25 protein-coding genes are annotated in these 22,174 nt (G+C 58.3%); 5 read left to right on the forward strand and 20 right to left on the reverse strand.

Annotated features, from left to right (window positions below; all coding sequences use genetic code 11):
- The 14 genes from PMI28_RS29980 to PMI28_RS29985 all read right to left on the reverse strand — a co-directional run.
- A partial coding sequence (locus tag PMI28_RS29980) for a YbgF trimerization domain-containing protein (protein WP_274517546.1) occupies positions 1 to 429 on the reverse strand: 429 nt, incomplete at its 3' end.
- 6 nt (positions 430 to 435) lie between these two features.
- The gene (pal, locus tag PMI28_RS05305) at positions 436 to 933 is read right to left on the reverse strand and encodes a peptidoglycan-associated lipoprotein Pal (protein ID WP_003178634.1); all 498 of its coding nucleotides are present in this window, start codon (positions 931 to 933) and stop codon (positions 436 to 438) included.
- A gap of 52 nt (positions 934 to 985) precedes the next feature.
- Complete coding sequence (gene tolB / locus PMI28_RS05300) at positions 986 to 2,266, reverse strand: Tol-Pal system beta propeller repeat protein TolB (protein WP_443200737.1); 1,281 nt, start codon at positions 2,264 to 2,266, stop codon at positions 986 to 988.
- 17 nt (positions 2,267 to 2,283) lie between these two features.
- Positions 2,284 to 3,363: a cell envelope integrity protein TolA gene (tolA, locus tag PMI28_RS05295; RefSeq protein WP_007990724.1), complete on the reverse strand. Its 1,080-nt coding sequence runs from the start codon at positions 3,361 to 3,363 to the stop codon at positions 2,284 to 2,286.
- Positions 3,363 to 3,815, reverse strand: coding sequence for a protein TolR (tolR, locus tag PMI28_RS05290; RefSeq protein WP_162130292.1), 453 nt, complete (start codon positions 3,813 to 3,815; stop codon positions 3,363 to 3,365). The genes tolA and tolR overlap by 1 nt, the downstream gene beginning before the upstream one ends.
- A gap of 23 nt (positions 3,816 to 3,838) precedes the next feature.
- On the reverse strand, positions 3,839 to 4,534 hold the full coding sequence (gene tolQ / locus PMI28_RS05285; RefSeq protein WP_007977321.1) for a protein TolQ: 696 nt from the start codon (positions 4,532 to 4,534) through the stop codon (positions 3,839 to 3,841).
- On the reverse strand, positions 4,524 to 4,991 hold the full coding sequence (gene ybgC / locus PMI28_RS05280) for a tol-pal system-associated acyl-CoA thioesterase (protein ID WP_007990726.1): 468 nt from the start codon (positions 4,989 to 4,991) through the stop codon (positions 4,524 to 4,526). The genes tolQ and ybgC overlap by 11 nt, the downstream gene beginning before the upstream one ends.
- A 127-nt stretch (positions 4,992 to 5,118) precedes the next feature.
- Positions 5,119 to 6,180, reverse strand: coding sequence for a Holliday junction branch migration DNA helicase RuvB (ruvB, locus tag PMI28_RS05275; protein ID WP_007990728.1), 1,062 nt, complete (start codon positions 6,178 to 6,180; stop codon positions 5,119 to 5,121).
- On the reverse strand, positions 6,181 to 6,789 hold the full coding sequence (gene ruvA, locus PMI28_RS05270; RefSeq protein WP_007990731.1) for a Holliday junction branch migration protein RuvA: 609 nt from the start codon (positions 6,787 to 6,789) through the stop codon (positions 6,181 to 6,183).
- Between the two features lie 114 nt (positions 6,790 to 6,903).
- The gene (gene ruvC / locus PMI28_RS05265) at positions 6,904 to 7,428 is read right to left on the reverse strand and encodes a crossover junction endodeoxyribonuclease RuvC (RefSeq protein WP_007990733.1); all 525 of its coding nucleotides are present in this window, start codon (positions 7,426 to 7,428) and stop codon (positions 6,904 to 6,906) included.
- Between the two features lie 151 nt (positions 7,429 to 7,579).
- Positions 7,580 to 8,326 (reverse strand): YebC/PmpR family DNA-binding transcriptional regulator, encoded by a 747-nt coding sequence (locus PMI28_RS05260; protein ID WP_007990735.1) that lies wholly within the window; start codon positions 8,324 to 8,326, stop codon positions 7,580 to 7,582.
- 135 nt (positions 8,327 to 8,461) lie between these two features.
- The gene (gene aspS, locus PMI28_RS05255; protein WP_007990737.1) at positions 8,462 to 10,237 is read right to left on the reverse strand and encodes an aspartate--tRNA ligase; all 1,776 of its coding nucleotides are present in this window, start codon (positions 10,235 to 10,237) and stop codon (positions 8,462 to 8,464) included.
- 122 nt (positions 10,238 to 10,359) lie between these two features.
- A complete protein-coding gene (locus PMI28_RS0128870; RefSeq protein ID WP_032829812.1) occupies positions 10,360 to 10,581 on the reverse strand; it encodes an FmdB family zinc ribbon protein in 222 nt (73 codons plus the stop codon).
- A 136-nt stretch (positions 10,582 to 10,717) separates the two neighbouring features.
- A complete protein-coding gene (locus PMI28_RS29985) occupies positions 10,718 to 11,053 on the reverse strand; it encodes a ribbon-helix-helix domain-containing protein (RefSeq protein ID WP_007990741.1) in 336 nt (111 codons plus the stop codon).
- A gap of 518 nt (positions 11,054 to 11,571) precedes the next feature.
- Here PMI28_RS29985 and PMI28_RS31415 point away from each other — a divergent pair.
- Complete coding sequence (locus PMI28_RS31415) at positions 11,572 to 12,174, forward strand: cold-shock protein (RefSeq protein ID WP_007990743.1); 603 nt, start codon at positions 11,572 to 11,574, stop codon at positions 12,172 to 12,174.
- Between the two features lie 65 nt (positions 12,175 to 12,239).
- Here the strand turns inward: PMI28_RS31415 and PMI28_RS05245 are convergent, their stop codons facing one another.
- Together PMI28_RS05245 and PMI28_RS0128880 are read right to left on the reverse strand one after the other, a co-directional pair.
- Positions 12,240 to 12,446: a SlyX family protein gene (locus PMI28_RS05245; protein WP_007977339.1), complete on the reverse strand. Its 207-nt coding sequence runs from the start codon at positions 12,444 to 12,446 to the stop codon at positions 12,240 to 12,242.
- A gap of 3 nt (positions 12,447 to 12,449) precedes the next feature.
- A complete protein-coding gene (locus tag PMI28_RS0128880; RefSeq protein WP_033063564.1) occupies positions 12,450 to 12,875 on the reverse strand; it encodes an HIT domain-containing protein in 426 nt (141 codons plus the stop codon).
- A gap of 911 nt (positions 12,876 to 13,786) precedes the next feature.
- Here PMI28_RS0128880 and PMI28_RS05240 point away from each other — a divergent pair.
- Positions 13,787 to 15,115: an OprD family porin gene (locus PMI28_RS05240; protein WP_007990746.1), complete on the forward strand. Its 1,329-nt coding sequence runs from the start codon at positions 13,787 to 13,789 to the stop codon at positions 15,113 to 15,115.
- Between the two features lie 144 nt (positions 15,116 to 15,259).
- Here PMI28_RS05240 and PMI28_RS05235 read toward each other — a convergent pair whose 3' ends face one another.
- The gene (locus tag PMI28_RS05235; RefSeq protein WP_007990748.1) at positions 15,260 to 16,102 is read right to left on the reverse strand and encodes a mechanosensitive ion channel family protein; all 843 of its coding nucleotides are present in this window, start codon (positions 16,100 to 16,102) and stop codon (positions 15,260 to 15,262) included.
- Positions 16,103 to 16,238: 136 nt separating this feature from the next.
- Positions 16,239 to 16,724, reverse strand: a complete 486-nt coding sequence (locus PMI28_RS05230; RefSeq protein WP_007990750.1) for a YajQ family cyclic di-GMP-binding protein — start codon at positions 16,722 to 16,724, stop codon at positions 16,239 to 16,241.
- A 135-nt stretch (positions 16,725 to 16,859) separates the two neighbouring features.
- Between PMI28_RS05230 and PMI28_RS05225 the strand changes: the two genes are divergently transcribed.
- The 3 genes from PMI28_RS05225 to PMI28_RS05215 are packed head-to-tail and all read left to right on the forward strand — an operon-like array spanning position 16,860 to position 20,443.
- The gene (locus PMI28_RS05225) at positions 16,860 to 17,777 is read left to right on the forward strand and encodes a putative 2-dehydropantoate 2-reductase (RefSeq protein WP_007990752.1); all 918 of its coding nucleotides are present in this window, start codon (positions 16,860 to 16,862) and stop codon (positions 17,775 to 17,777) included.
- 45 nt (positions 17,778 to 17,822) lie between these two features.
- The gene (locus PMI28_RS05220) at positions 17,823 to 19,859 is read left to right on the forward strand and encodes a sensor histidine kinase (protein WP_033063561.1); all 2,037 of its coding nucleotides are present in this window, start codon (positions 17,823 to 17,825) and stop codon (positions 19,857 to 19,859) included.
- Between the two features lie 2 nt (positions 19,860 to 19,861).
- A complete protein-coding gene (locus PMI28_RS05215) occupies positions 19,862 to 20,443 on the forward strand; it encodes a cob(I)yrinic acid a,c-diamide adenosyltransferase (RefSeq protein WP_007990756.1) in 582 nt (193 codons plus the stop codon).
- 117 nt (positions 20,444 to 20,560) lie between these two features.
- Here the strand turns inward: PMI28_RS05215 and PMI28_RS05210 are convergent, their stop codons facing one another.
- Together PMI28_RS05210 and PMI28_RS05205 are read right to left on the reverse strand one after the other, a co-directional pair.
- Positions 20,561 to 21,505 carry a Nudix family hydrolase gene (locus PMI28_RS05210; RefSeq protein WP_007990757.1) on the reverse strand — a complete coding sequence of 315 codons (945 nt, stop codon included), beginning with the start codon at positions 21,503 to 21,505 and terminating at the stop codon, positions 20,561 to 20,563.
- Positions 21,502 to 22,134: a glutathione S-transferase family protein gene (locus PMI28_RS05205; RefSeq protein WP_007990759.1), complete on the reverse strand. Its 633-nt coding sequence runs from the start codon at positions 22,132 to 22,134 to the stop codon at positions 21,502 to 21,504. The genes PMI28_RS05210 and PMI28_RS05205 overlap by 4 nt, the downstream gene beginning before the upstream one ends.
- Positions 22,135 to 22,174 lie beyond the last annotated feature (40 nt).

Below are 22,174 nucleotides of genomic sequence, written 5' to 3' on the forward strand. Positions count from 1 at the left end.
GGCGGCTGCGCCTGCTGCCGCACCTGCTGCTGCACCGGGGGCGTTCAAATCACCACCGGTGGAAGAATTTTCAGGAGTCGCGGCTGGTGCAACGCCGGTTCCTATGCGCCGATCAAGATCCTGGTATCGCTCCAGGTTTTCCTGCTTCATGCGCGCTACATCATTTTGCAGAACTTCAATCGCACCTTGCTGGCGCTCGATCTGTTGCTGCATTGATTGCAGTTGGTTGAACAGCTCGCCCTGTGCCGAGACAGGGGCCGAAACCCCTCCCCCGGCATAGGCGCCGTTCGTACCGTAACCTGCAGGCGGATAACTGCTCCCGCTATTGTTATAACCGGAGTTGTCATCGACCACAGGAACCGCAGCCCACACCGCAAGCGGCGCAAGGCTGAGAGCCAGAACAGTTACAGCACGACGGCACGTTCGCATGACGAATTACTTACGCAGTTCGACGCGACGGTTTTGAGCCCAGGACTGCTCGTCGTTGCCGGTAGCAACTGGACGCTCTTCGCCGTAGGAAACCAGTTCCAGCTGAGCTGGGGAAACACCTTGCAGTACCAGGTAGCGCTGAACGGCTTTCGCACGACGCTCGCCCAGTGCCATGTTGTACTCACGAGTACCACGTTCGTCGGTGTTGCCTTCCAGAACAACGCGAGCGCCGTTTGCTTTCAGGTCTTTGGCGTGAACGTCCAGAGCGCGCATGGCTTCTGGCTTCAGGTCCGAACTGTCGTATTCGAAGTAGAAAGTGGTGATAGCGCGCAGTGCAGCTTCTTCGCTCAGGGAGCCGTCAACTGCACCAGTGTTTGCGCCGTAACCAGCGTTTGGATCTACCGCGCCTTCACCGGCATTGTCGCCGCCTTTGGACGAGCAACCTACAGCTACAGCCATGGCCAGTGCCAGCGCAGCAAATTTACCAAACTTCAGCATTTCCATCGTGAAACTCCTAATGAACCCCAGTGTGTTAAGTACAACGTATAGCGCCGCGTCAGTTCAGGTAAGGGGACCAGGAAGGTTCTCTGACTTCGCCTTGTGCGGTAGGAAGCGGGAGCCTTACGCGTCCATTGATGGACACGAGCATCAAGACTCCCCGGCCCTGCTGGCGGGTGGCGTAGATTACCATGGTGCCGTTGGGCGCGACAGTAGGCGACTCGTCCAGAGTGCTATCAGTGAGGATTTTTACACTACCACGTTGCAAATCCTGGGCCGCCACCTTGAAATTGGTGAAGCCTTCCTGACGGTGAATCATGACAAGCGTCTTTTCATCAGCCGACAATTTAGGGTTGGCGTTGTAGTTACCGACGAAAGTCACACGTTCGGCACCGCCACCACCGGCACTGGTCTTGTAGATCTGCGGCTTGCCGCCACGGTCGGAAGTGAAGTAGATGGTCGATCCATCCTTGCCCCAGAACGGCTCGGTGTTGATGCCAGGACCGCTGGTGACGCGGGTGATCTGACGCGAGCCCAGGTTCATCACGTAGATGTCCGGGTTGCCGTCTTTCGACAGCACGAACGCCAGGCGATTGCCATCCGGCGACCAGGCCGGTGCACCGTTCAGGCCTTCGAAGTTGGTGATCTGCTCACGGCGACCGGTGTCGATGTTCTGCATGAAAATACGCGGACGCTTCTGCTCGAAGGAGACATAAGCGATGCGCTTGCCATCCGGTGCGAAACGCGGCGACAGGATCGGCTCGCGCGATTGCAGCAGAGTCACGGCGCGAGCACCGTCGTAGTCCGAACGTTGCAGGGTGTAGCGAGTGTTGTTCTCGGAGAAACGCTCAGCCGTTACGTACAGCAGACGAGTCGAGAAGGCACCCTTGATACCCGTGAGCTTTTCGAACGACTGGTCAGAGATGTAGTGCGCCATGTCGCGCAACTGATCGACGCCGCCCGACACGCTGCCGGTCAGCACTTGCTGCTCGGTGGCCACGTTGAACAGTGCGTATTGCACCTGCAGGCGACCGCCCGCCGGAACAATGCTGCCGACCATGACGTACTGGGCACCCAGCGCCTTGAAGTCACGGAAGATGATTTCGCTGGCCTGGCTTGGCTGGCTGATCATGTTCTGTTTTGGAAGCGGCGAGTAGTAACCCGAGTTGCGCAGATCGTTACCGATGATTTCCGCCATGTCGTCCGGCAGCACGCTACCGCCCTGGAAGCCGAACGGCACAACGGCGATCGGGGTGGCCCGATCGCTGCCGCTGGTAACCAGAATGTTTTTCTCATCTGCCATCGCCATCCCTGCCATGCAGCAGATAGCGACCAGCATTCCTCGTAGAAGGTTTCTCACAAGGCTAGATCCTCAGGTGTGAATGTCATCTTGAATGAACGATACGGAGCGAAATCACTCGGCTTCATTCCCTGCATTTCTGTCAAACGTCCAATATTCTTGACCGCTGCAACAGCCGATGCGTCAAACGGACCGTCGCCACTGGACTTGGACACGCTGACCGAAGTCACCGTACCGTCCGGCAACATGCCGATTTGCAATACGACCGTCATGCCTTTGCGTGCCGAAGGTGGACGAGCCCAGCCTTCCGCTGCACGCGCACGAATCAGATCATCGAAACTGCCGGCGACTTCGTCACCCTGTTCATCGGCCAAGGCCTGCTGACGCTGCGGCGTATCGGAAAGCAAATCTGCCAGGGCCTGGGCCTTCTTGTCTTCGGCGGATTTACGTGCCGCATCCTGCGATTTCTTCTTCGCAGCATCGGCAGCAGCTTTCTTCTTCGCTTCTTCGGCGACTTTCTTCTTCGCCTCTTCAGCCTCGGCTTTCTTCTTGGCGTCTTCCGCGGCTTTCTTCTTCGCGTCTTCGACAATCTTTTTCTTGGCTTCTTCAGCGGCCGCTTTCTTGGCCTCTTCTTCAGCAGCCTTCTTGGCTTCTTCTTCAGCTTTCTTCTTGGCTATATCAGCCAATTGTTTCTCTTCTGCCTTCTTGGCTTCCGCGGCTTTCTTCGAATCGTCGGCTTTCTTGGCCTCATCAGCCTTTTTCGCCTCGTCCGCTTTCTTGGCCTCGTCGGCCTTCTTGGCTTCTTCGGCCTTTTGAGCCGCCTCTTCTTTCTTTTGTTCCGCTGCCTTCACCGCTTCCTGCTCGACCTTTTTCTGTTCCATCTGCTCGACTTCGGTCTGACGCGCAGCAGATTTCTGCGCTTCACCGGCAATCTTCTGATTGGTCTGGGTGGTCGCCCGACTTTTCGATTTCAGCTGGTACAAGGTCGCCTGGACAATCGGCTTGGCCGGCGGCAGTTCCGGGGTAAAGGCAAAACTGACGAACAGCATGCCGAACACCAGCACGTGCAAGCCAATCGCCCAGACACTAGGCCAGAAGTAGCTTTCCGAGGCGGACGGCTCTCGCTGTTGCTGCATCAGGGCGCCTCGGTGATCAAGCCAACATTACCGACCCCGGCTTTCTGCAATCCGCCCATGGCCCCCATGACGGAACCGTAATCGACGGACTTGTCGCCGCGAATGAAGACCTGGGTGTGCTTGCCGTTTTCATTGCCGACGCGAATGATCTTGGTCACGGCGTCGGTCATCTGCGGCAACGTCATGGCCCGGTCCTGCTGCTTGTCTGTGTCGACTTCGCTGCCGAGGTTCCAGTAATAGGTCTTGTCGGATTTGATGGAAATGGTCAGGACCTGGGTGTTGTTGTCCTGCGGCAAGGCTTCGCTGGAAACCTTGGGCAGATCAACTTTCACGCCCTGATTGAGCATCGGCGCGGTCACCATGAAAATGACCAGCAGCACCAACATCACGTCGATGTAAGGCACCACGTTCATCTCGGCGACCGGCTTGCGCTTTTTGCGAGCTCGAGCGATTAAAGCCATTGGAAATTACCTGCTTATTCTTCGCTGGTGTGCACTTTGCGGTGCAGGATCGCCTGGAACTCGTCGGCGAAGGTGTAGTAGCGGCCCAGCAGGGTTTCGCTGCGAGCAGCAAAACGGTTGTAAGCGATAACGGCTGGAATGGCAGCGAACAGACCGATGGCCGTGGCGATCAGTGCTTCGGCGATACCCGGGGCCACAGTGGCCAGGGTCGCTTGCTGGGCGGTCGCCAGACCACGGAAGGAGTTCATGATCCCCCAAACGGTACCGAACAGACCGATGTACGGGCTGACGGAGCCGACAGTGGCCAGGAACGGCAGGCTCTGCTCGAGCTTCTCTTCTTCGCGGGAAATGGCAACGCGCATGGCGCGGGCCACACCTTCCATGACGGCTTCCGGGTCAACGCCTGACTGCTGGCGCAGACGGGAGAATTCCTTGAAACCGGCACGGAAGATTTGCTCGACACCCGAATCAGGGTCCGGGTTGCTGCCGGCCTGACGGTAGAGCTTGGACAGGTCGATTCCCGACCAGAAGCGCTCTTCAAAGCTCTCCAGGGCACGTCGACCGGCGCGCAGCAGGTTGCTGCGCTGAAAGATCATGATCCACGAGGTCACCGATGCGGCTACCAGGGTCAGCATTACCAGTTGCACCACGATACTGGCATTGCTGACCAGGCTCCACATGGAGGAATGGTCGACGACGTTAGCTTCCACGCTTTATCTCCTGCTTTGAGTGTGTACCCGCGCCGCTCACGTCGGCAAAGGCCGCTCGTAGAGCTTCGGGAATGGCCCGGGGTTTCAAACTTTCAGTGCGCACACAGGCCACCAGAAACTGCCCTTCGCAGAGCAGCACATTATCCGTCGCCCGCCTGACCTGCTGTTTAAAGCGCAGGCTGGCACGGTTCAATTCGATTACTTCAGCGCTTACCAGCAGTTCGTCATCCAGTCGCGCCGGCGCGTGGTAGCGCGCTTCGCTGGAATGCACGACGAACAACAGGTCCTCCCCGGCAAGCTGCGATTGGGCAAAGCCCAGATCTCGTAGCCGTTCGGTTCGAGCCCGTTCCATAAACTTGAGGTAATTGACGTAATACACGATGCCGCCCGCATCGGTGTCCTCGTAATAAACGCGACAACGATGTGCGAAAGGCTCAAGCCCGTTTTGCGCGCGCATACTCTAGTGCTTACTCCTCAGGTTGCCAATCCGGCCAGGCAACTGTTTTTCATTGTTCTGCGGCTTTCTTGCGAAAGTACGGTCCTGGGACCCTACATTGCCCGAAAAAATCAGCACGCAACGTTAATTAATCATCACTGGCATCGAGGAACTCGTCTACCACGGGCATTTCGCCCAATCGTGACGGGATGTTTAAACCGAAATGCAGGTAGGCATGCCGCGTCACCACCCGCCCCCGTGGCGTGCGCATGATGTAGCCCTGCTGGATCAGATAAGGCTCCAGCACGTCTTCAATGGTGTGACGTTCCTCGCTGATGGCAGCGGCCAGGCTGTCGACCCCGACTGGCCCGCCATCGAACTTCTCGATCATGGTCAGCAACAGGCGCCGGTCCTGGTGATCGAAACCACGCTCGTCGACGTCCAGCAGGTTCAGCGCCAGGTCGGCAATCGGCTTGGTGATATGCCCCTTGGCGCGAACTTCGGCGAAATCACGCACCCGACGCAGCAGTCGGTTGGCGATCCGTGGCGTGCCACGCGCGCGACGGGCGATTTCGAAGGCACCTTCCGGGTCGAGCGGCAAACCGAGGATGTTCGCCGAACGACCGACAATGGTCGCCAGGTCGGCGTTGCTATAGAACTCCAGGCGCTGGACGATGCCGAAACGGTCACGCAACGGGTTGGTGAGCATCCCCGCCCGCGTCGTCGCGCCGACCAGGGTGAACGGCGGCAGATCCAGCTTGATCGAACGCGCGGCAGGCCCCTCACCGATCATGATGTCGAGCTGGAAATCTTCCATGGCCGGGTACAGCACTTCCTCAACGATGGGCGACAGGCGATGGATTTCGTCGATAAACAGCACATCGTGGGGCTCAAGGTTGGTCAACAGCGCCGCCAGGTCACCAGGGCGCTCCAGCACCGGCCCCGAGGTGCTTTTGATCGACACGCCCATTTCCTGGGCGATGATGTTGGCAAGCGTGGTCTTGCCCAGGCCCGGCGGCCCGAAGATCAGCGTGTGATCCAGGGATTCGTTACGACCGCGGGCAGCCTGAATGAACAATTCCATCTGCTCGCGAACGGTCGGCTGGCCAATGTACTCAGCCAGGCTGACCGGGCGAATCGCCCGGTCCTGGACTTCTTCGCGCTCACGCGGGCTGTGCGTGGCAGCGATCAGACGATCAGCTTCAATCACTTAGATCATTCCCTTCAAGGCACGGCGGATCATGTCTTCGCTGCTCAAACCTTTATCCTTGATTGCAGAAACCGCCTTGCTGGCTTCCTGCGGCTTGTAGCCCAGGGAAATCAAGGCGCTGACAGCGTCATTTTCGGCAGTGTTCACCGGGGCGGGTCCATCCGGCTGGTTCGGCACCAGGGCGAACATGGCCGGTACGGTTTCCCAGGCCTTGAAGCGATCCTTGAGTTCCACCAGCAAGCGTTCAGCGGTTTTCTTGCCGACGCCCGGGACCTTGGTCAACGCCGAAGTATCCTGGGACTGCACGCAACGCACCAGTTCGTCGACTTCCAGGCTCGACATCAAGGCCAGCGCCAGCTTCGGCCCAACGCCATTGAGGCGGATCAATTCACGAAAAAAGTCCCGCTCACGCTTGCCGACAAAACCATAAAGTAACTGCGCGTCTTCGCGCACCACCAAATGGGTGTGCAAGGTCAGCGGCTCACCGACCGACGGCAAGCGGTAAAGAGTCGTCATGGGCACTTCAAGCTCATAACCCAGACCATTTACATCCAGAATCAGATGCGGTGGCTGCTTCTCAGCCAGGGTGCCGCGCAAACGTCCAATCACGTTACAAATCCTTGAGCGTTGGCCAGCTCTGGGCCAGCGACTGATAGAGCGTGGGAGTACCGCCGACAACCCAGGCGAAACGCCCCCACTCCATAAAAATGAGTGCTGATGCTATCAGAGACGCAGGCGCCCGCCACGACTGCGTGCTGCTCCCAGACCATGGGGCAGCAGGCTGGAACGGGTATGAGCATGGCAGATGGCAATGGCCAGGGCGTCCGAAGCATCGATTTGCGGTTTGCTGGTCAGCTTTAACATATGCATGACCATCATCTGCACCTGCTCCTTGTTGGCCGCACCAGTGCCGACTACTGCCTGCTTGACCTGCGTCGCCGTGTACTCGGCGATTTCCAGACTCTCTTCCGCCCCCGCCACGATAGCGGCGCCACGGGCCTGCCCCAGTTTCAGGGCGGAGTCGGCGTTACGGGCCATGAACACCTTTTCAATGCCCATGGTGACCGGGCCGTAGGTCTGAATGATCTCCCGCACACCGCGATAGACAATCTGCAGGCGCTCATGCAACTCGCCGGCACCGGTGCGGATACAACCGGAGGCCACGTATTCGCAGCCACGGCCGGTATCACGAACCACGCCATAACCGGTGATGCGTGAGCCGGGGTCGATACCAAGAATTAAAGTCATAACGCCTGCGGATTAAGGAAGTGCACTGTATTCAATGAAACAAATGTGGGAGCGGGCTTGCTCGCGAAGACGGTTTAATATTCAGCAACGACGTTGCCTGCAAGTCCGCATTCGCGAGCAAGCCCGCTCCCACACTGGATCTTAGTCGCCTTTAACCGAGCTGCGCGGCCACCGACTCCGGAATCTCCGCGTTGGAATAGACGTTTTGCACGTCATCCAGGTCTTCGAGCATGTCGATCAGCTTGAGGACTTTCTCGGCGCCTTCCAGATCGAGCTCGGCGCTGGTGGTTGGCAACATGACGATTTCCGCGTCGTCACCTTTGAAGCCCGCCGCTTCCAGTGCGTTACGCACGGAATAGAAACCGGCAAACGAGGTGAACACGTCGATGGAACCATCTTCGTTGGTCACCACGTCATCGGCATCGGCCTCCATGGCCGCTTCCATCAACGCGTCTTCATCCATACCTTGAGCGAAGGAAATCTGCCCCTTGCGCTCGAACAGGTACGCTACCGAGCCATCGGTACCGAGATTGCCGCCGCACTTGCTGAAGGCATGGCGAACCGCAGCCGCCGTGCGGTTGCGGTTGTCGGTCATGCACTCGACCATCACCGCCACGCCGCCAGGACCGTAGCCCTCGTAGGTCAATTCGACCACATCATCGGTATCGGCAGCCCCGGTGCCGCGGGCAACGGCACGATCGATGATGTCACGACTCATGTTCGCACCAAGGGCCTTGTCCAGCGCCAGGCGCAGACGCGGGTTGGAGCCCGGATCACCGCCACCCTGACGGGCAGCGACGGTCAGCTCGCGAATCCATTTGGTGAAGATCTTGCCTCTCTTGGCATCCTGACGTTCTTTGCGGTGCTTGATGTTCGCCCACTTGGAATGACCTGCCATAACTCGCTCCGAATTCTCTTTGAAACATTGCCCGCCACGCCATGATGCGCCAGCCGGCAAATAAAAATCCCGACCCGTTTTCAATCTTTACAGATAGAAAAAAGGCGCATCCGAAGATGCGCCTTCAGGTCGACCTTACTCAGCCTTGGGCGTTTCGCGCAGACGAATGTGCAGCTCGCGCAATGCCTTGGCATCCACCTGGCCCGGTGCCTGAGTCATGACGTCCGCCGCGCTCTGGGTTTTCGGGAAGGCGATCACTTCACGGATCGACTGGGCGCCGGTCATCAGCATCACCAGACGGTCCAGACCGAAGGCCAGGCCACCGTGCGGCGGCGCGCCGTACTTCAGGGCGTCGAGCAGGAAGCCGAATTTCTCTTCCTGTTCGGCTTCATTGATACCCAGCAGACGGAAAACCGACTGTTGCATCTCTTTGCGGTGGATACGGATCGAACCGCCACCCAGCTCGGTACCGTTCAACACCATGTCGTAGGCACGGGACAGAGCGCCAGCCGGGTTGGCTTCCAGCTCTTGCGGGGTGCACTTCGGCGCGGTGAACGGGTGGTGCAAGGCGCTGAAGCTGCCGTCGTCGTTCTCTTCGAACATCGGGAAGTCGACGACCCACATCGGCGCCCACTTGCAGGTCAGCAGGTCCAGGTCGTGGCCGAGCTTGATCCGCAGCGCGCCCAGGGCCTCGCTGACGATCTTGGCCTTGTCGGCACCGAAGAACACGATATCGCCGTCGACCGCACCCACGCGATCGAGGATCACGTTGAGGTTGTCTTCAGGGATGTTCTTAACGATTGGCGACTGCAGGCCTTCGACGCCTTTGGCGCGCTCGTTGACCTTGATGTACGCCAGGCCCTTGGCACCGTAGATACCGACAAACTTGGTGTAGTCATCGATCTGCTTGCGCGGCATGCTCGCGCCGCCAGGCACGCGCAGGGCGGCGATGCGGCATTTAGGGTCGTTGGCCGGGCCGCTGAACACCTTGAAATCGACTTCCTTGAGTTGATCGGCAACGTCAACCAGTTCCAGCGGGTTACGCAGGTCCGGCTTGTCGGAACCGTAACGGCGCATGGCCTCTTCAAAGGTCATGTGCGGGAAATCACCGAATTCCAGATCCAGCACTTCCTTGAACAGGTTGCGGATCATGCCTTCAGTGAGGCCCATGATGTCTTTTTCATCGAGGAAGCTGGTCTCGATGTCGATCTGGGTGAATTCCGGCTGACGGTCGGCACGCAGGTCTTCGTCACGGAAGCACTTGGCGATCTGGTAGTAACGGTCGAAGCCGGCCACCATCAGCAGTTGCTTGAACAGCTGCGGCGATTGCGGCAAGGCGAAGAACGAACCGGCATGAGTACGGCTCGGCACCAGGTAGTCGCGAGCACCTTCAGGGGTGGCACGGGTCAGGATCGGCGTTTCCACGTCGAGGAAGCCGTTCTCGTCCAGGTAGCGACGGATGCTGGTGGTCATGCGCGAACGCAGACGCAGCTTCTCGGCCATTTCCGGACGGCGCAGGTCGAGGAAGCGATAGCGCAGGCGGGTTTCTTCGCCGACGTCGGAGAACTCGTTCAGCGGGAACGGCGGGGTTTCCGATTCGTTCAGTACTTCCAGCTCATAGCCGAGGACTTCGATCATGCCCGACGCCATGTTGGCGTTGGTCGCACCGGCCGGACGCAGGCGCACCTTGCCGGTGATCTTCACGACATACTCGCTGCGCACGCGATCGGCGGCGGCGAAGGTTTCAGCGCGGTCCGGATCGAACACGACCTGAGCCAGACCATCACGATCACGGATATCGAGGAAAATCACCCCACCGTGGTCACGGCGACGGTGGACCCATCCGCAAAGGGTAATTTCCTGGCCGTCCAGGCTTTCGTTCAGTTGGCCGCAATAATGGCTGCGCATCATGGTCGTGTTTTCACTTCTCGTAATTCGAAATTCGGTTGGAGATCCTACAGCAGCCCCGTCTTTAAAAAAGTCGCCGGGTGATGCAAGAGCTCGCGCGTGTGGTTCAAACCAGGTTCCAGACCTTAGTCAGCTTTGTCGCCGCCGGCCAGGTTCTTCTTGGAACCGGTCTTGAAATCGGTTTCGTACCAACCCGTGCCGCTGAGGCGGAAGCCCGGCATGGACAGCAGTTTTTTAAGCTCTGGCGCCTGACAGGCAGGGCAGTCGACCAGCGGTGCATCGCTGATCTTTTGAATGGCTTCCAACTGATGACCACAGGAAGCACATTGATAATCGTACATCGGCATGGAGGTTGTCTCGGCGATCAGATTGCTACCGCAAACGCAGGGTTTTGCGGCAAAGAGCGGGATTATATCCATTAAACGCGGCCTGTGCAGCCGTAAGACTGCACAGCCCGACACTCTGCTGCTTTCGCCGATTAGACTAGACCGTGACGATGCCCCCCCCTTCCTTGAGACTGTGTACGACACAGACAACCCGCACCAATCCGCTGAAATTCCTTACCCCGCCGTGACGCAAGTGAACTTCGCGGTCCACATGAGATAACAGGCTACTGACCGAGCAACAATTGACCCGGGCCATTTCCCCCAAAATATCCCAATAAACCTGCTCAAGCCGCAAACAGGTGGCGAAGCCATTCAATCGTACGGAGCGAGACAACGGCTGGACCAACCCCATATCGAACTCACGAACGAATGGATCAACCCTTACATCCTTGTGCGAAGCGCATCGCCCCTCTTCCTGCCTGCCATAAACCATAACGCTGACACTCCTTTGCCATCCTGGTTTCTTTAAGAGCAACTGCCTGTCGACTTATAAAAACGCAGGTGCAGAGGTATATCCAGACGACTTTATGACCTTGGACGTAGGATAAGCCAACAACTGCTGGCAGATTCGGGATAACGTCCTACTCCGGACAATTTCCCACGCAGCGAAGTGACTCCTCCTTCAGAAGCACAGTATTGAATGGCGTAGGAAAAAGATGATGAATTTCATCCAACAGGTGTCCGACCACTCTAACAATCCTGTTGCCCCACCGCAGCCCCGAAACTTCGGGCAACCTGCGGTAAATCCCTCCAAAAAGAGCCGCCGGACGCCCTGATTTGAGTAGCCTGCGGCTTTGCTGTTAAATAGACGGCGTGTCGCCAGTGCCTATTTTTCCGGGTACGGCGCATAGGCTGATACCGGGTACGTGTCCAACGCCTCTTTATTGTCTTGAAGCGAACCGTGCGCCATCAGCTCTTCCTTGTGAGCTGCCTTAACGTGAGTTAATCAAAATGTTGAAAATCGTCCATCTACTGATAGGCGCAGCGGCCTTGCTGCTGTCCTTCATCCCTAGCCTGCAGTCCGAGGCGTTACCTTACCTGCAACAACCCGATGCTCTGTACCTGGCCTTTTTCGGCCTGCTCAACCTCACACTTGCACCTGTCATCCCTTACTGGAACAAAGGCCCGCGCCATCAACTGCAAAACCTGGTCAGCGCCCTGCTGGTTCTGGCTGTGGTCCTGCAAACCCTGACGCTGATCGCACCGATGCCTGTCATCGCCGGTCAACCCGCCGTTCTGTTCAGTCTGATCGCCGCCGTGGTTGCTGTTTTTCTGCACCTGGCCATCAGCTTCTACAAGTCGTCACCGGTCGCTGCCTCGCCAAGCTACGACATGAGCAACCGCGATACCGGCACCGTCAAATGGTTCAACACCTCCAAAGGCTTCGGCTTTATTTCCCGCGACTCCGGTGACGATATTTTCGTGCATTTCCGGGCCATTCGCGGCGAAGGACACCGTGTCCTGGTCGAAGGCCAGCGCGTGGAGTTCTCCGTCATGAATCGTGACAAGGGTCTGCAAGCCGAAGATGTGATCGCCGCACTGCCGCGCCGCTGATTCAAGGCTAAAAAAAACCGCGCACAGCCCGAGCTGTTCGCGGTTTTTTTATGCTTGCGCCTTGCTTAATAGTGCGGCGGTGGCGCTTCCTCTTCGAATGACTCGAACTGGCCGACCATTTCCTCCTGCCGCTTGAGCAGTGCAGCCATTTGCAGCTGCAGACGCTCGACCACCCTCTGCTGCGCCACCAGCACATCATTCAATGCCTGGATGGTGTCATCCTGAAACGCCAGGCGGCTTTCCAGATCGGTAACGCGCTCTTCCAGGCTCATGGCTCAGCCCTCCAGAAACGTAAAATCATCGGTCAAAATCAGGCGCAAACGTTCGCGAATGGCGGCGATCTGCTCCGAACCATAGGGTTTTGCCGGATGCCTCCCCCAAACCGGCGCTGGCCAGGCGGCATCTTCGCGTTTGCGTACAATCACGTGCATGTGCAACTGGCTGACCACGTTGCCCAGCGCCGCAACATTCAATTTGTCCGCATCGAACGAGTCCTTGAGCACTTGCGAAAGCGCCGTCGTCTCCAGCCAAAGCTGCTGCTGGTCTGCGACATCCAACTGAAATATCTCACTGATAGCCTCACGACGAGGTACCAGGATGAACCAGGGATAGTTCGAGTCGTTGGACAACAGCAACCGGCAGAGCGGAAAGTCCCCGATCGGTAACGTGTCTTGTTGAAGTCGTGGATCTAAAGCGAACACTGCGTGCACTCCCGCCGGGTCATCATTTTTCAGCTTAGCGCCCATCCTGACGGGACGGCGCACCAAGCGACCGGACGGCAGCATACCTGCGAACGGCGCACGCTTCACGACGAACCTTACACAGAGCCCATGAGCGCCAGCGAAAGGCTGACAACCCGCCCCCGGATGAGACATTTTTCGTCGTGGCGCACCATTACAGAACCGACAGGCCAGCAAAAAACGCCGAAGTGACTGATTAACAACAAGGAGTTCGCTTCGAACAAGCGGTCGACCTGGATGAATTCAGTATCAGGCTAAAAATTTTTTGCACCAAAACCGCACAGTGGGTCTACGCTGAACGCTTCGACATCCGCCATTTACTCACTGGCGGGGTGAACCGGTAACATTTTTGCTTGTCATGCAGTCGACCAGAACGGTACAACATGATGTCAGGCAAGGCGTCAAGCCCAAACTAAAGGTGCTTGAACCCCCGGATTTATGAGGTTTTTACAGCGTCAGACGGTCAATGAGAAAAAAACCGCAACAAAACCCGTATTTGTGCACGCTTGTTGCATTCATACCCAATATCGCCTGAGTGACACCCGCTGGAAGCGGAGGTCCTGAGGCAAAAAAAACAGTGGCAAGGTAGCCCGATGGAGATTCAAACGTTTCACCAGGACTCTTTTTACCGACGTCAAGGTTCAGAAAACAGCATTAAAGTTGTCAGCCCGGTTGCGTCGGAGCTGGAAATTTGCGACATCTAGCACGCTGTTTGCGACAGGGTCGTAAAGAAGGCGAAAGGTTAGATACGCAAGTATCGCCAACATTGTCGGCGTGATATAAGTTTGCGCCGACACAAAAAGAAAGAGCCGCCCAGATAATAAAACAGGTGGGACGGCAGTACTCTTCTAAAACCAAAGGAGCAAATCACGATGCGCGTGATGAAGTGGAGCATGATCGCACTGGCAGTTGCAGCAGCAGCCAGTACTCAATTGGCTACGGCCGCCCCTTTCGTAAGTGACCAGGCTGAAGCCAAAGGTTTCGTTGAAGACAGCAAACTCGACTTGCTGGTTCGCAACTACTACTACAACCGTAACAAGAAAAACGGCCAAGTCGATGACAAAGACTGGACCCAGGGCATCCAGGGCATGTACAGCTCGGGCTACACCCAAGGTCTGATCGGTGTTGGCGTTGAAGCTTGGGGCCAACTGGCCATTAAGCTGGACGGTTCCGACAAGTATGCCGGTTCCGGCAACATGTCCGTGGACTCTGATGGCGAAGTCAACAACAGCCAGGGCAAAGCCGGCGCTGCCGCCAAATTCCGCATCTCCAAGACCGAGCTGAAAATCGGCGACATGCAGCCAAGCACCTCTCCGGTGTTCGCTGTAGGCGGTTCCCGTATCCTTCACCAAACTGCCAGCGGTATCCAACTGCAGAGCAGCGAAGTTACTGACCTCGACCTCGAAGCCGGTCACTTCTACTCGGCAACCAGCCAGGACCGCAACGCTCGTGACGGCGAACTGTTCGCTACTTACGCTGGCGTGACAGCCAACTCCATCGACTACTTCGGTGGCAAGTACGGCATTAACCCTGACCTGAGCGTATCGCTCTACGGTGCCAAGCTCGAAGACGTCTGGAACCAGTACTACGCCAACGCGAACTACACCCTCGCTCTGGGCGGCGATAACTCGATCAACTTCGACGGTAACATCTACAACACCAAGGACACCGGTAACGCTAAAGCAGGCGACATCAGCAACACCGCCTACTCCCTGGCAGCTGCTTACTCGTTCCTGAAAGCACACACCCTGACCCTGGCCTTCCAGAAGGTCAACGGCGATACCCCGTTCGACTACATCGGTGTGGGTGACAACAACCGTGGTGGCGACTCGATTTTCCTCGCCAACTCCATCCAGTACTCTGACTTCAACGCCCCTGGCGAGAAGTCGGTACAAGCCCGCTACGACCTGAAAATGGCCGAGTACGGCGTACCTGGCCTGAGCTTCATGGTCCGTTACGTGAATGGTTGGAACATCGACGGTACCAACACTCCATCGAACAGCACCTACACCGGTCTGTACGGTGCAGACGGCAAGCACCACGAAACCAACGTGGAAGCCAAGTACGTCGTTCAATCCGGCCCAGCCAAAGATCTGTCGTTCCGCATCCGTCAAGCATGGCACACCGCCAATGCTGACGAAGGCGAAGGCGATATCTCTGAGTTCCGCCTGATCACCGACTACCCGCTCAACATTCTGTAATTGCAGAAAGTTAGTTCGCGGTAATCAAAAAAAGGCCCATCTTCGGATGGGCCTTTTTCGTTGGTGTGACAACAGTGTGTTTAAACGATCAGATCCATGCAGAACATGCCTGACCTAATGGTCAGGCATTGACCAGAAAACCAATCACTGCGCAGCAGACTCCTGAACCACGCGAATAACCCGCTGTGGAAATGGAATATCAATGCCGGCCTCCCTCAGACGATCACGGGACAGCTCGTTGAACATGAACATCACATCCCAATAATCCGCCGTATTCACCCAGACACGCAGAGAAACAGTGATAGAACTGTCACCCAATGTCGAAATGACTGCCTGAGGTGCCGGGTCAATCAATACACGCGGATCCTTGGCCAGTTCCAGCAACACTTCACGGGCTTTCTGCAAGTCCGCTTCGTAATCAACGCCTACATCAAACACGACCTTGCGGGTCGGCTGACGATTGGTGTTGGTGATAATGCCGTTCGACAGATTACCATTGGGCAAGATGATGGTCTTGTTGTCACCGGTACGCAGTACGGTATGGAAAATCTGGATGCTGTCGACGGTGCCGGCGACACCCTGAGCCTCTATCCAGTCGCCGATACGAAATGGACGGAACAGCAAAATCAGCACACCGCCGGCGAAGTTCGCCAGGCTACCCTGCAAGGCCAGGCCAATGGCCAGACCCGCCGCACCAATCGCCGCCACGAACGAAGTGGTTTCCACACCGATCATCGAAGCCACGCTGACGATCAGCAGGATCTTGAGGATGATGTTCGCCAGGCTGCTGATAAAGCCTTGCAGCGCCAGGTCGGCGTTACGCAATGCAATCAGGCCGCCAAGCTTTTTCGTGACTTTGTTGATCAGCCACCAGCCGATGGCCAGGGTGATGACCGCCAACAGTACACGACTGCCGTATTCCATGATCATCGGGATCCAGGTTTGGGAAACCTTGACCAGGTTGTCTACCTCAGCATTTAAGTCCATCTGCTTGCTCCTGTTTTCCGGCTATCCGGCACGCGTAAAAAAGCGGCAGAAAGATCGAACCGCGACGGGCTCAATCGTTTCTGCCGATGCTTGGGCCTCCGACGTCGCAAATGCCAAGAGGTTCCCGCTTTCGAGGTCAGTCGCGGAAGTTGTTGAACTGCAGCGGCATACCGAATTCCTTGGCCCGCAGCACGGCAATGGCTTCTTGCAGGTCATCACGCTTCTTGCCGGTGATGCGCACTTGCTCACCCTGGATGGCGGCCTGAACCTTGAGCTTGGCGTCTTTGACATGAGCAACGATCTTCTTCGCCAGCTCCTTGTCGATGCCTTCCTTGAGGACGGCGTCCTGTTTCATCAGCTTGCCCGATGCAAAAGCATCCTTGACCTCAAGGCACTGCACGTCGATTTTGCGCTTGACCAGCGCCAGCTTGAGGATCTCAATCATCGCTTCGAGCTGGAAATCCGCTTCCGCGGTCAGGTTGACGGTCAGGTCTTTTTCCTTGAACTCGAAGCTGCCTTTGCCTTTCAGGTCATAACGACGATCGAGTTCCTTGACGGCGTTCTCGACCGCGTTGGTGACTTCGTGTTTGTCCAGTTCGGATACCACGTCGAACGACGGCATGTAATCTCTCCAAATATAAAGGCGCACCGATGGAGCACGCCTGGCTTGCGGTTAAAATCCGCGCTGATTATAACGGGTCTTTCCCATCATTCACTGCGAGCTGCCGATGCACGCCTTAAACAGAGCAAAAAGCTGATGTCCACCACATGGCATATTCTAGGCGCCGGCAGCCTCGGTACTTTATGGGCGACACGCCTGGCACGGGCCGGCGTGCCGGTCAGGCTGATCCTGCGGGACACCGCGAGGCTGCAAGCCTATGAGGCGGCCGGTGGATTGACACTGGTAGAACACGGCGAGGCGCAACACTATGCCGTACCCGCCGAGACAGCCGACAGCACGCAACCAATCAACCGCCTGTTGGTGGCCTGCAAAGCCTACGATACCGAAAGTGCAGTGGCCCGACTGGCGCCCCGCCTGGCCCCCGGCGCCGAACTGATCCTGCTGCAAAATGGCCTGGGCAGTCAGGACGCGGTGGCGGCACAGGTTCCGCAGGCGCGCTGCATTTATGCGTCGAGCACCGAAGGTGCCTTTCGCGATGGCGACTGGCGCGTGGTGTTTGCCGGGCATGGCTTCACCTGGCTGGGGGATGCGAGTCATCCGGTCGCGCCGATCTGGCTCGATGACCTGAGCGCTGCCGGTATCCCTCACGAGTGGAGCACGGAGATTCTGACCCGGCTGTGGCGCAAGCTCGCCCTCAACTGCGCGATCAATCCGCTGACGGTGCTGCATGACTGCCGCAACGGCGGCTTACAGCAACATCACTGCGAAGTCGCCACCCTGTGTGGCGAACTGGTGGAGTTGCTTGAGCGTTGCGGCCAGCCGGCAGCTGCCGAAAACCTGCAACAGGAGGTCGAACGGGTGATTCACGCTACCGCAGCCAATTATTCCTCGATGCACCAGGACGTCACGAGCCAGCGCCGCACAGAAATCAGCTACCTGTTGGGTTACGCCTGCAAAATCGCCGGGCGCCATCAACTGAACCTGCCTCATCTCAATCAGCTTGAGTCGAGGTTGATTGCTCGCCTGCAAAGCCTTGGATTGCCCAGCGACTGAGCAGCGGCTACGCTGGCCACTTGTTCCTTTGCAGCGATGAACCCGATGCCTTTGCGCCAGCGTCTTGAAAACCTGCCTGTCGGCCAGAAACTGCTGGCCGCCCTGCTGGTCCTGTTGATCACTGTCCTGCTGGTCGCCAACCTGACCTTTATCAGCGCCGCCTACTACATCTCCCAGGAAAGCATGGCGCCACAGGCCCTGCAGACCATCGGCCGACTGGTGTCGAACCCGAGCCTGGTGTCCGAAGCCCTGGAATCGCCGCAAAGCGCCGAGCGTCTGCTCAACGAACTCAACAGTTATTCACCGCTGCGCGCGGCAGTCCTGTATGACGGCAAGGGCGAACAGTTGGCGCAACTGCAGAGCGGCGACAAACTGGAGCTGCCGAAACGGTTCCGGCATATCGAAGACTGGCAGATTACCGAGTTTCGCAGCAACCAGGTCATCACCCTGCCCCGTCCCGGAACCGCACCGGGGCATTTGCTGTTGGTTGCCAGCAGTGAATTGCCGATGGCGTTCTACACCGGGACCCTGACGGCCAGCCTGGGGATTCTGATTTTCAGCGTGCTGCTCTGGCTGGTCATTGCCCGTCAGATCAAGCGCCTGATTACCCGGCCAATCCATCAGCTCGAAGAACTGTCCCGGCAGGTGACCCGCGAAGAGAACTACGCCTTGCGCGCCTCTCGCGGCAACCATGATGAAATCGGCAGCCTCGCCGAGGCGTTCAACACCATGCTTTCGCGGATCGAGGCCCGGGAGCAGCAACTCAAGCGAGCCAGGGACGACTCCCAGGCTGCCTACGACCAGGCCCAGGGGCTCGCCGAAGAAACCCGGCACACCAATCGCAAACTGGAGCTCGAAGTCCAGGTGCGCAGCAAGATCGAGAAAAAGCTCACCGGCTTTCAGAACTACCTCAACAGCATCATCGACTCCATGCCGTCGGCACTGATCGCCCTCGACGAACAGCTCTACGTGACGCAATGGAACCAGGAGGCCAGCGCCCTCTCCGGCACACGCCTCGACGAAGCCCTGAACCAGCCGATCTTCCTTGCCTTCGAACCGCTCAAGCCGTTTTTGCCGCAACTCAAGCAAACGGTCGAACAACATACGGTGGCCAAAATCGAACGTGTCACCTGGCTCAAGGATGAAGAGCCCCGCCACTATGCCCTGACTTTCTATCCGTTGATGGGCGGTGCCGGGCGTGGCGTGGTGATCCGGATCGACGACATCACTCAGCGCCTGTCCCTGGAAGAGATGATGGTGCAGTCGGAGAAAATGCTCTCGGTCGGCGGCCTTGCCGCCGGCATGGCCCACGAGATCAACAACCCCCTGGGTGCGATCCTGCATAACGTGCAAAACATTCGTCGACGCCTGTCGCCCGATCTGCCGAAGAACCTTGAACTGGCTGAACACGCCGGAATCGATTTGGCGACGGTCAACCAGTATCTGCAAATCCGCGAGGTGCCACAGTTGCTTGACGGCATCCAGCAGGCCGGTGCCCGGGCGGCGAAAATTGTCACCCACATGCTCAGTTTCAGCCGGCGCAGCACCCGCCAGATGGCCCCGTGCGATTTGCCCGCGCTGATCGACCAGGCGGTGGAGATCGCCAGCAACGATTTTGACCTGGCCATCGGCTTCGACTTCAAGGGCCAGGCCATCATTCGTCAGTTCGATCCGGCGCTGGGTCCGGTACCCGGCACCGCCAACGAACTGGAGCAGGTGCTGCTCAACCTGTTGAAAAACGCCGCGCAAGCCATTCACCAGCGCGAAGACGACAGCGAGCCGGGCCGGATCACTCTGCGCACCAGGCTCAATCCGCCATGGGCGGAAATTCAGGTCGAGGACAACGGCATCGGCATGAGCGAAAGCGTGCGCAAACGGACCTTCGAGCCGTTCTTCACGACCAAGGAAATCGGCCAGGGCACCGGCCTTGGGCTGTCGGTGTCATATTTCATCATCACCAACAACCACAAGGGGCAGATGGAAGTGCAATCGACCCTGGGCCAAGGCACTTGCTTCACCTTGCGCCTGCCCCTGGCAAGCACGCCACCTGTCTCGCAAGAACTCAATCTGCTATCGAGGTAACCATGGGCTTTCGTTTGTCGAAGATTTACACCCGCACCGGCGACAAAGGCGAGACCGGGCTGGGCGACGGACGTCGCGTACCGAAAGATCACCCGCGCATTGAAGCAATCGGCGAGGTCGATACGCTGAACAGTCAGGTGGGCGTGTTGCTGGCCGGGTTGGCGGCGCAAGCGGGGCAGTTTCCAGGCCTGAACGAAGTGATCGCGGTATTGGCTCCCTGCCAGCATCGGTTGTTTGATCTGGGTGGTGAGCTGGCAATGCCGGCCTATCAGGCGCTCAATGCAGCAGAAATCGAGCGTCTGGAAGCGGCGATCGATGTGTGGAATGAAGAATTGGGGCCACTGGAGAACTTCATCTTGCCCGGCGGTTCGGCGCTGATTGCCCAGGCTCATGTCTGCCGTAGCGTCGCTCGCGGTGCCGAGCGGCGATGCCAGCAACTGAATGCGATTGAACCGCTGGCCGGGGTTGGACTGGCGTATATCAATCGGTTGTCGGATTTGTTGTTTGTGGTGGCGCGGCTGATTGCCAGGCGTCAGGGAGTGGCGGAGATTCTTTGGCAGCCGGCGGCGAAACCTGAAAAATAGTCGGCAGCTGTCAGGCCGCCTTCGCGAGCAAGCCCGCTCCCACAGTGGATTTGTGGTGCACACAAAACCTGTGGGAGCGGGCTTGCTCGCGAAGAGGCCAGCAGGAGCGCTACAAAATCAGGCCTCAGGCCAAAACGCCCGAATCCCCGCCACCCCTTGCGCGCCCGCAGCCCAAGCCTTCTCAACCTCCGCCGGGCCAACACCGCCGAGCAGGAACACCGGTTTGCTGAACCCTTCGATCAAGCTCGACGCTTGCTCCCAACCCAACGGCTCGGCGCCCGGGTGAGTCAGGGTCGGTTGAACCGGCGACAGGGTCACAAAATCCACCCCCATCTGTTCGGCCAGCGCCAACTCTTCAGCGTTATGGCACGACGCCGCCAGCCAGCGCGATGCCGGTAGCGGTCGGCCAGCCGCCGCGTATTTGCGCAGTTGCGCCGCAGTAATGTGCCAACCCGCGGACGGGAAGTCGCCGAGCCATTCGAACGGCCCCTTGATCATCAACTGCGCCTTGCCAGCACATAGCCCTGCCGCATCCACGGCCAGGTCGCGGTATTTCGGGTCGTAGCCGTTCGGTGCGCGCAACTGGATCAGCTTGATGCCGCCGGCAATGGCCTTCTGAATACCACGCAGCAACGCCGGCGCTTCCAGATCTTCCGGCGTGATCAGGTACTGAGCGGGCAACTTCGCGGCCGCGACGATCGGCTGATTGGCCGCCGGGAACTCGTAACCCGAGAGGTCGCGGGGCGCCACCCAGGCCAGCGGTTGCCCCTCGGCACCGTGGGGCTCGCCGGTAAACGACGAGACTTCCCAGACATCCAGCAACACCTGCTTGTCCGGGTAGTCATGCCGGATCTTGATCAGCGGACGCGCCGCGCCCACCACGATACCCAACTCTTCATGAAGCTCGCGGGCCAGCGCAGTCTGGACCGACTCGTCGGCCTCGACCTTGCCGCCTGGAAACTCCCACAGGCCACCCTGGTGCTGTGAGTCGGCACGCCGGGCGATCAGGATTTGGCCACTGCCATCGCGGATGACGGCGGCGGCGACATGGACACGTTTCACTTTTCCAACTCCTCCAGTCCGGCCTTCTGCCAGGCCTTGAAAGCCGGCCATTGGTAGAGGGTTTCAACGTAGGCTTCGTCAATTGCAGACAGCTTCACCTGATAGGTGCGCAAGCGCACGGCAATCGGTGCGAAAAACACGTCAGCCAGGGTTGCACGGCCAAACAGGTACGGCCCGGTTTCGGTCGCGGCAGCACGGCATTCGGCCCACAGCGCCGACATGCGTTCGATGTCGGCCTGAACGTCAGCCGGGACTGGCGACAACGGGGCGTCATGGCTCAGGTCAAACGGCATGTTGCCGCGCATGGCGAAGAATCCGCTGTGCATCTGCGCACACGCCGAGCGCGCCTGTGCGCGGCTGGCGATGTCTTGCGGCCAGAGGCCGGCGGCCGGGAACTGTTCTGCCAGGTATTCGGCAATCGCCAGGGAGTCGGCGATGGTGCCGTGTTCGGTTTTCAGCAGCGGGACCTTGCCGGTGGGCGAATGCTTGAGCAGACGCTCGCGGGTGTCCGGCTGGTTCAGTTTGATCAGCTCTTCGGTGTAGGCAGCGCCGGTCAGATCGAGAGCCAGAGCGCCGCGCAGGGACCAGGAGGAATACAGTTTGTCGCCGATGATCAGGTGCAGGCTCATGTTCGGGGTGCCTTCTCGTCAGGGTAACAAGCCAGAATAT

The organism is Pseudomonas sp. GM48 (genome assembly GCF_000282335.1).
Taxonomy (GTDB): Bacteria; Pseudomonadota; Gammaproteobacteria; order Pseudomonadales; family Pseudomonadaceae; genus Aquipseudomonas.

Excerpts from the sequence above, each read along its gene's own strand:
- PMI28_RS05225 (WP_007990752.1), top strand. The coding sequence starts at position 16,860 with ATGTCCACCACATGGCATATTCTAGGCGCCGGCAGCCTCGGTACTTTA.
- PMI28_RS05240 (WP_007990746.1), top strand. The coding sequence starts at position 13,787 with ATGCGCGTGATGAAGTGGAGCATGATCGCACTGGCAGTTGCAGCAGCA.
- PMI28_RS05220 (WP_033063561.1), top strand. The coding sequence starts at position 17,823 with ATGCCTTTGCGCCAGCGTCTTGAAAACCTGCCTGTCGGCCAGAAACTG.
- ybgC (WP_007990726.1), bottom strand. The coding sequence starts at position 4,991 with ATGCGCGCGCAAAACGGGCTTGAGCCTTTCGCACATCGTTGTCGCGTT.
- PMI28_RS05235 (WP_007990748.1), bottom strand. The coding sequence starts at position 16,102 with ATGGACTTAAATGCTGAGGTAGACAACCTGGTCAAGGTTTCCCAAACC.
- PMI28_RS05215 (WP_007990756.1), top strand. The coding sequence starts at position 19,862 with ATGGGCTTTCGTTTGTCGAAGATTTACACCCGCACCGGCGACAAAGGC.
- ruvC (WP_007990733.1), bottom strand. The coding sequence starts at position 7,428 with ATGACTTTAATTCTTGGTATCGACCCCGGCTCACGCATCACCGGTTAT.
- tolB (WP_443200737.1), bottom strand. The coding sequence starts at position 2,266 with ATGCTGGTCGCTATCTGCTGCATGGCAGGGATGGCGATGGCAGATGAG.
- aspS (WP_007990737.1), bottom strand. The coding sequence starts at position 10,237 with ATGATGCGCAGCCATTATTGCGGCCAACTGAACGAAAGCCTGGACGGC.
- PMI28_RS31415 (WP_007990743.1), top strand. The coding sequence starts at position 11,572 with ATGTTGAAAATCGTCCATCTACTGATAGGCGCAGCGGCCTTGCTGCTG.
- PMI28_RS05245 (WP_007977339.1), bottom strand. The coding sequence starts at position 12,446 with ATGAGCCTGGAAGAGCGCGTTACCGATCTGGAAAGCCGCCTGGCGTTT.
- PMI28_RS05230 (WP_007990750.1), bottom strand. The coding sequence starts at position 16,724 with ATGCCGTCGTTCGACGTGGTATCCGAACTGGACAAACACGAAGTCACC.
- pal (WP_003178634.1), bottom strand. The coding sequence starts at position 933 with ATGGAAATGCTGAAGTTTGGTAAATTTGCTGCGCTGGCACTGGCCATG.
- tolA (WP_007990724.1), bottom strand. The coding sequence starts at position 3,363 with ATGCAGCAACAGCGAGAGCCGTCCGCCTCGGAAAGCTACTTCTGGCCT.
- PMI28_RS05260 (WP_007990735.1), bottom strand. The coding sequence starts at position 8,326 with ATGGCAGGTCATTCCAAGTGGGCGAACATCAAGCACCGCAAAGAACGT.
- PMI28_RS0128870 (WP_032829812.1), bottom strand. The coding sequence starts at position 10,581 with ATGCCGATGTACGATTATCAATGTGCTTCCTGTGGTCATCAGTTGGAA.
- PMI28_RS29985 (WP_007990741.1), bottom strand. The coding sequence starts at position 11,053 with ATGGTTTATGGCAGGCAGGAAGAGGGGCGATGCGCTTCGCACAAGGAT.
- PMI28_RS05205 (WP_007990759.1), bottom strand. The coding sequence starts at position 22,134 with ATGAGCCTGCACCTGATCATCGGCGACAAACTGTATTCCTCCTGGTCC.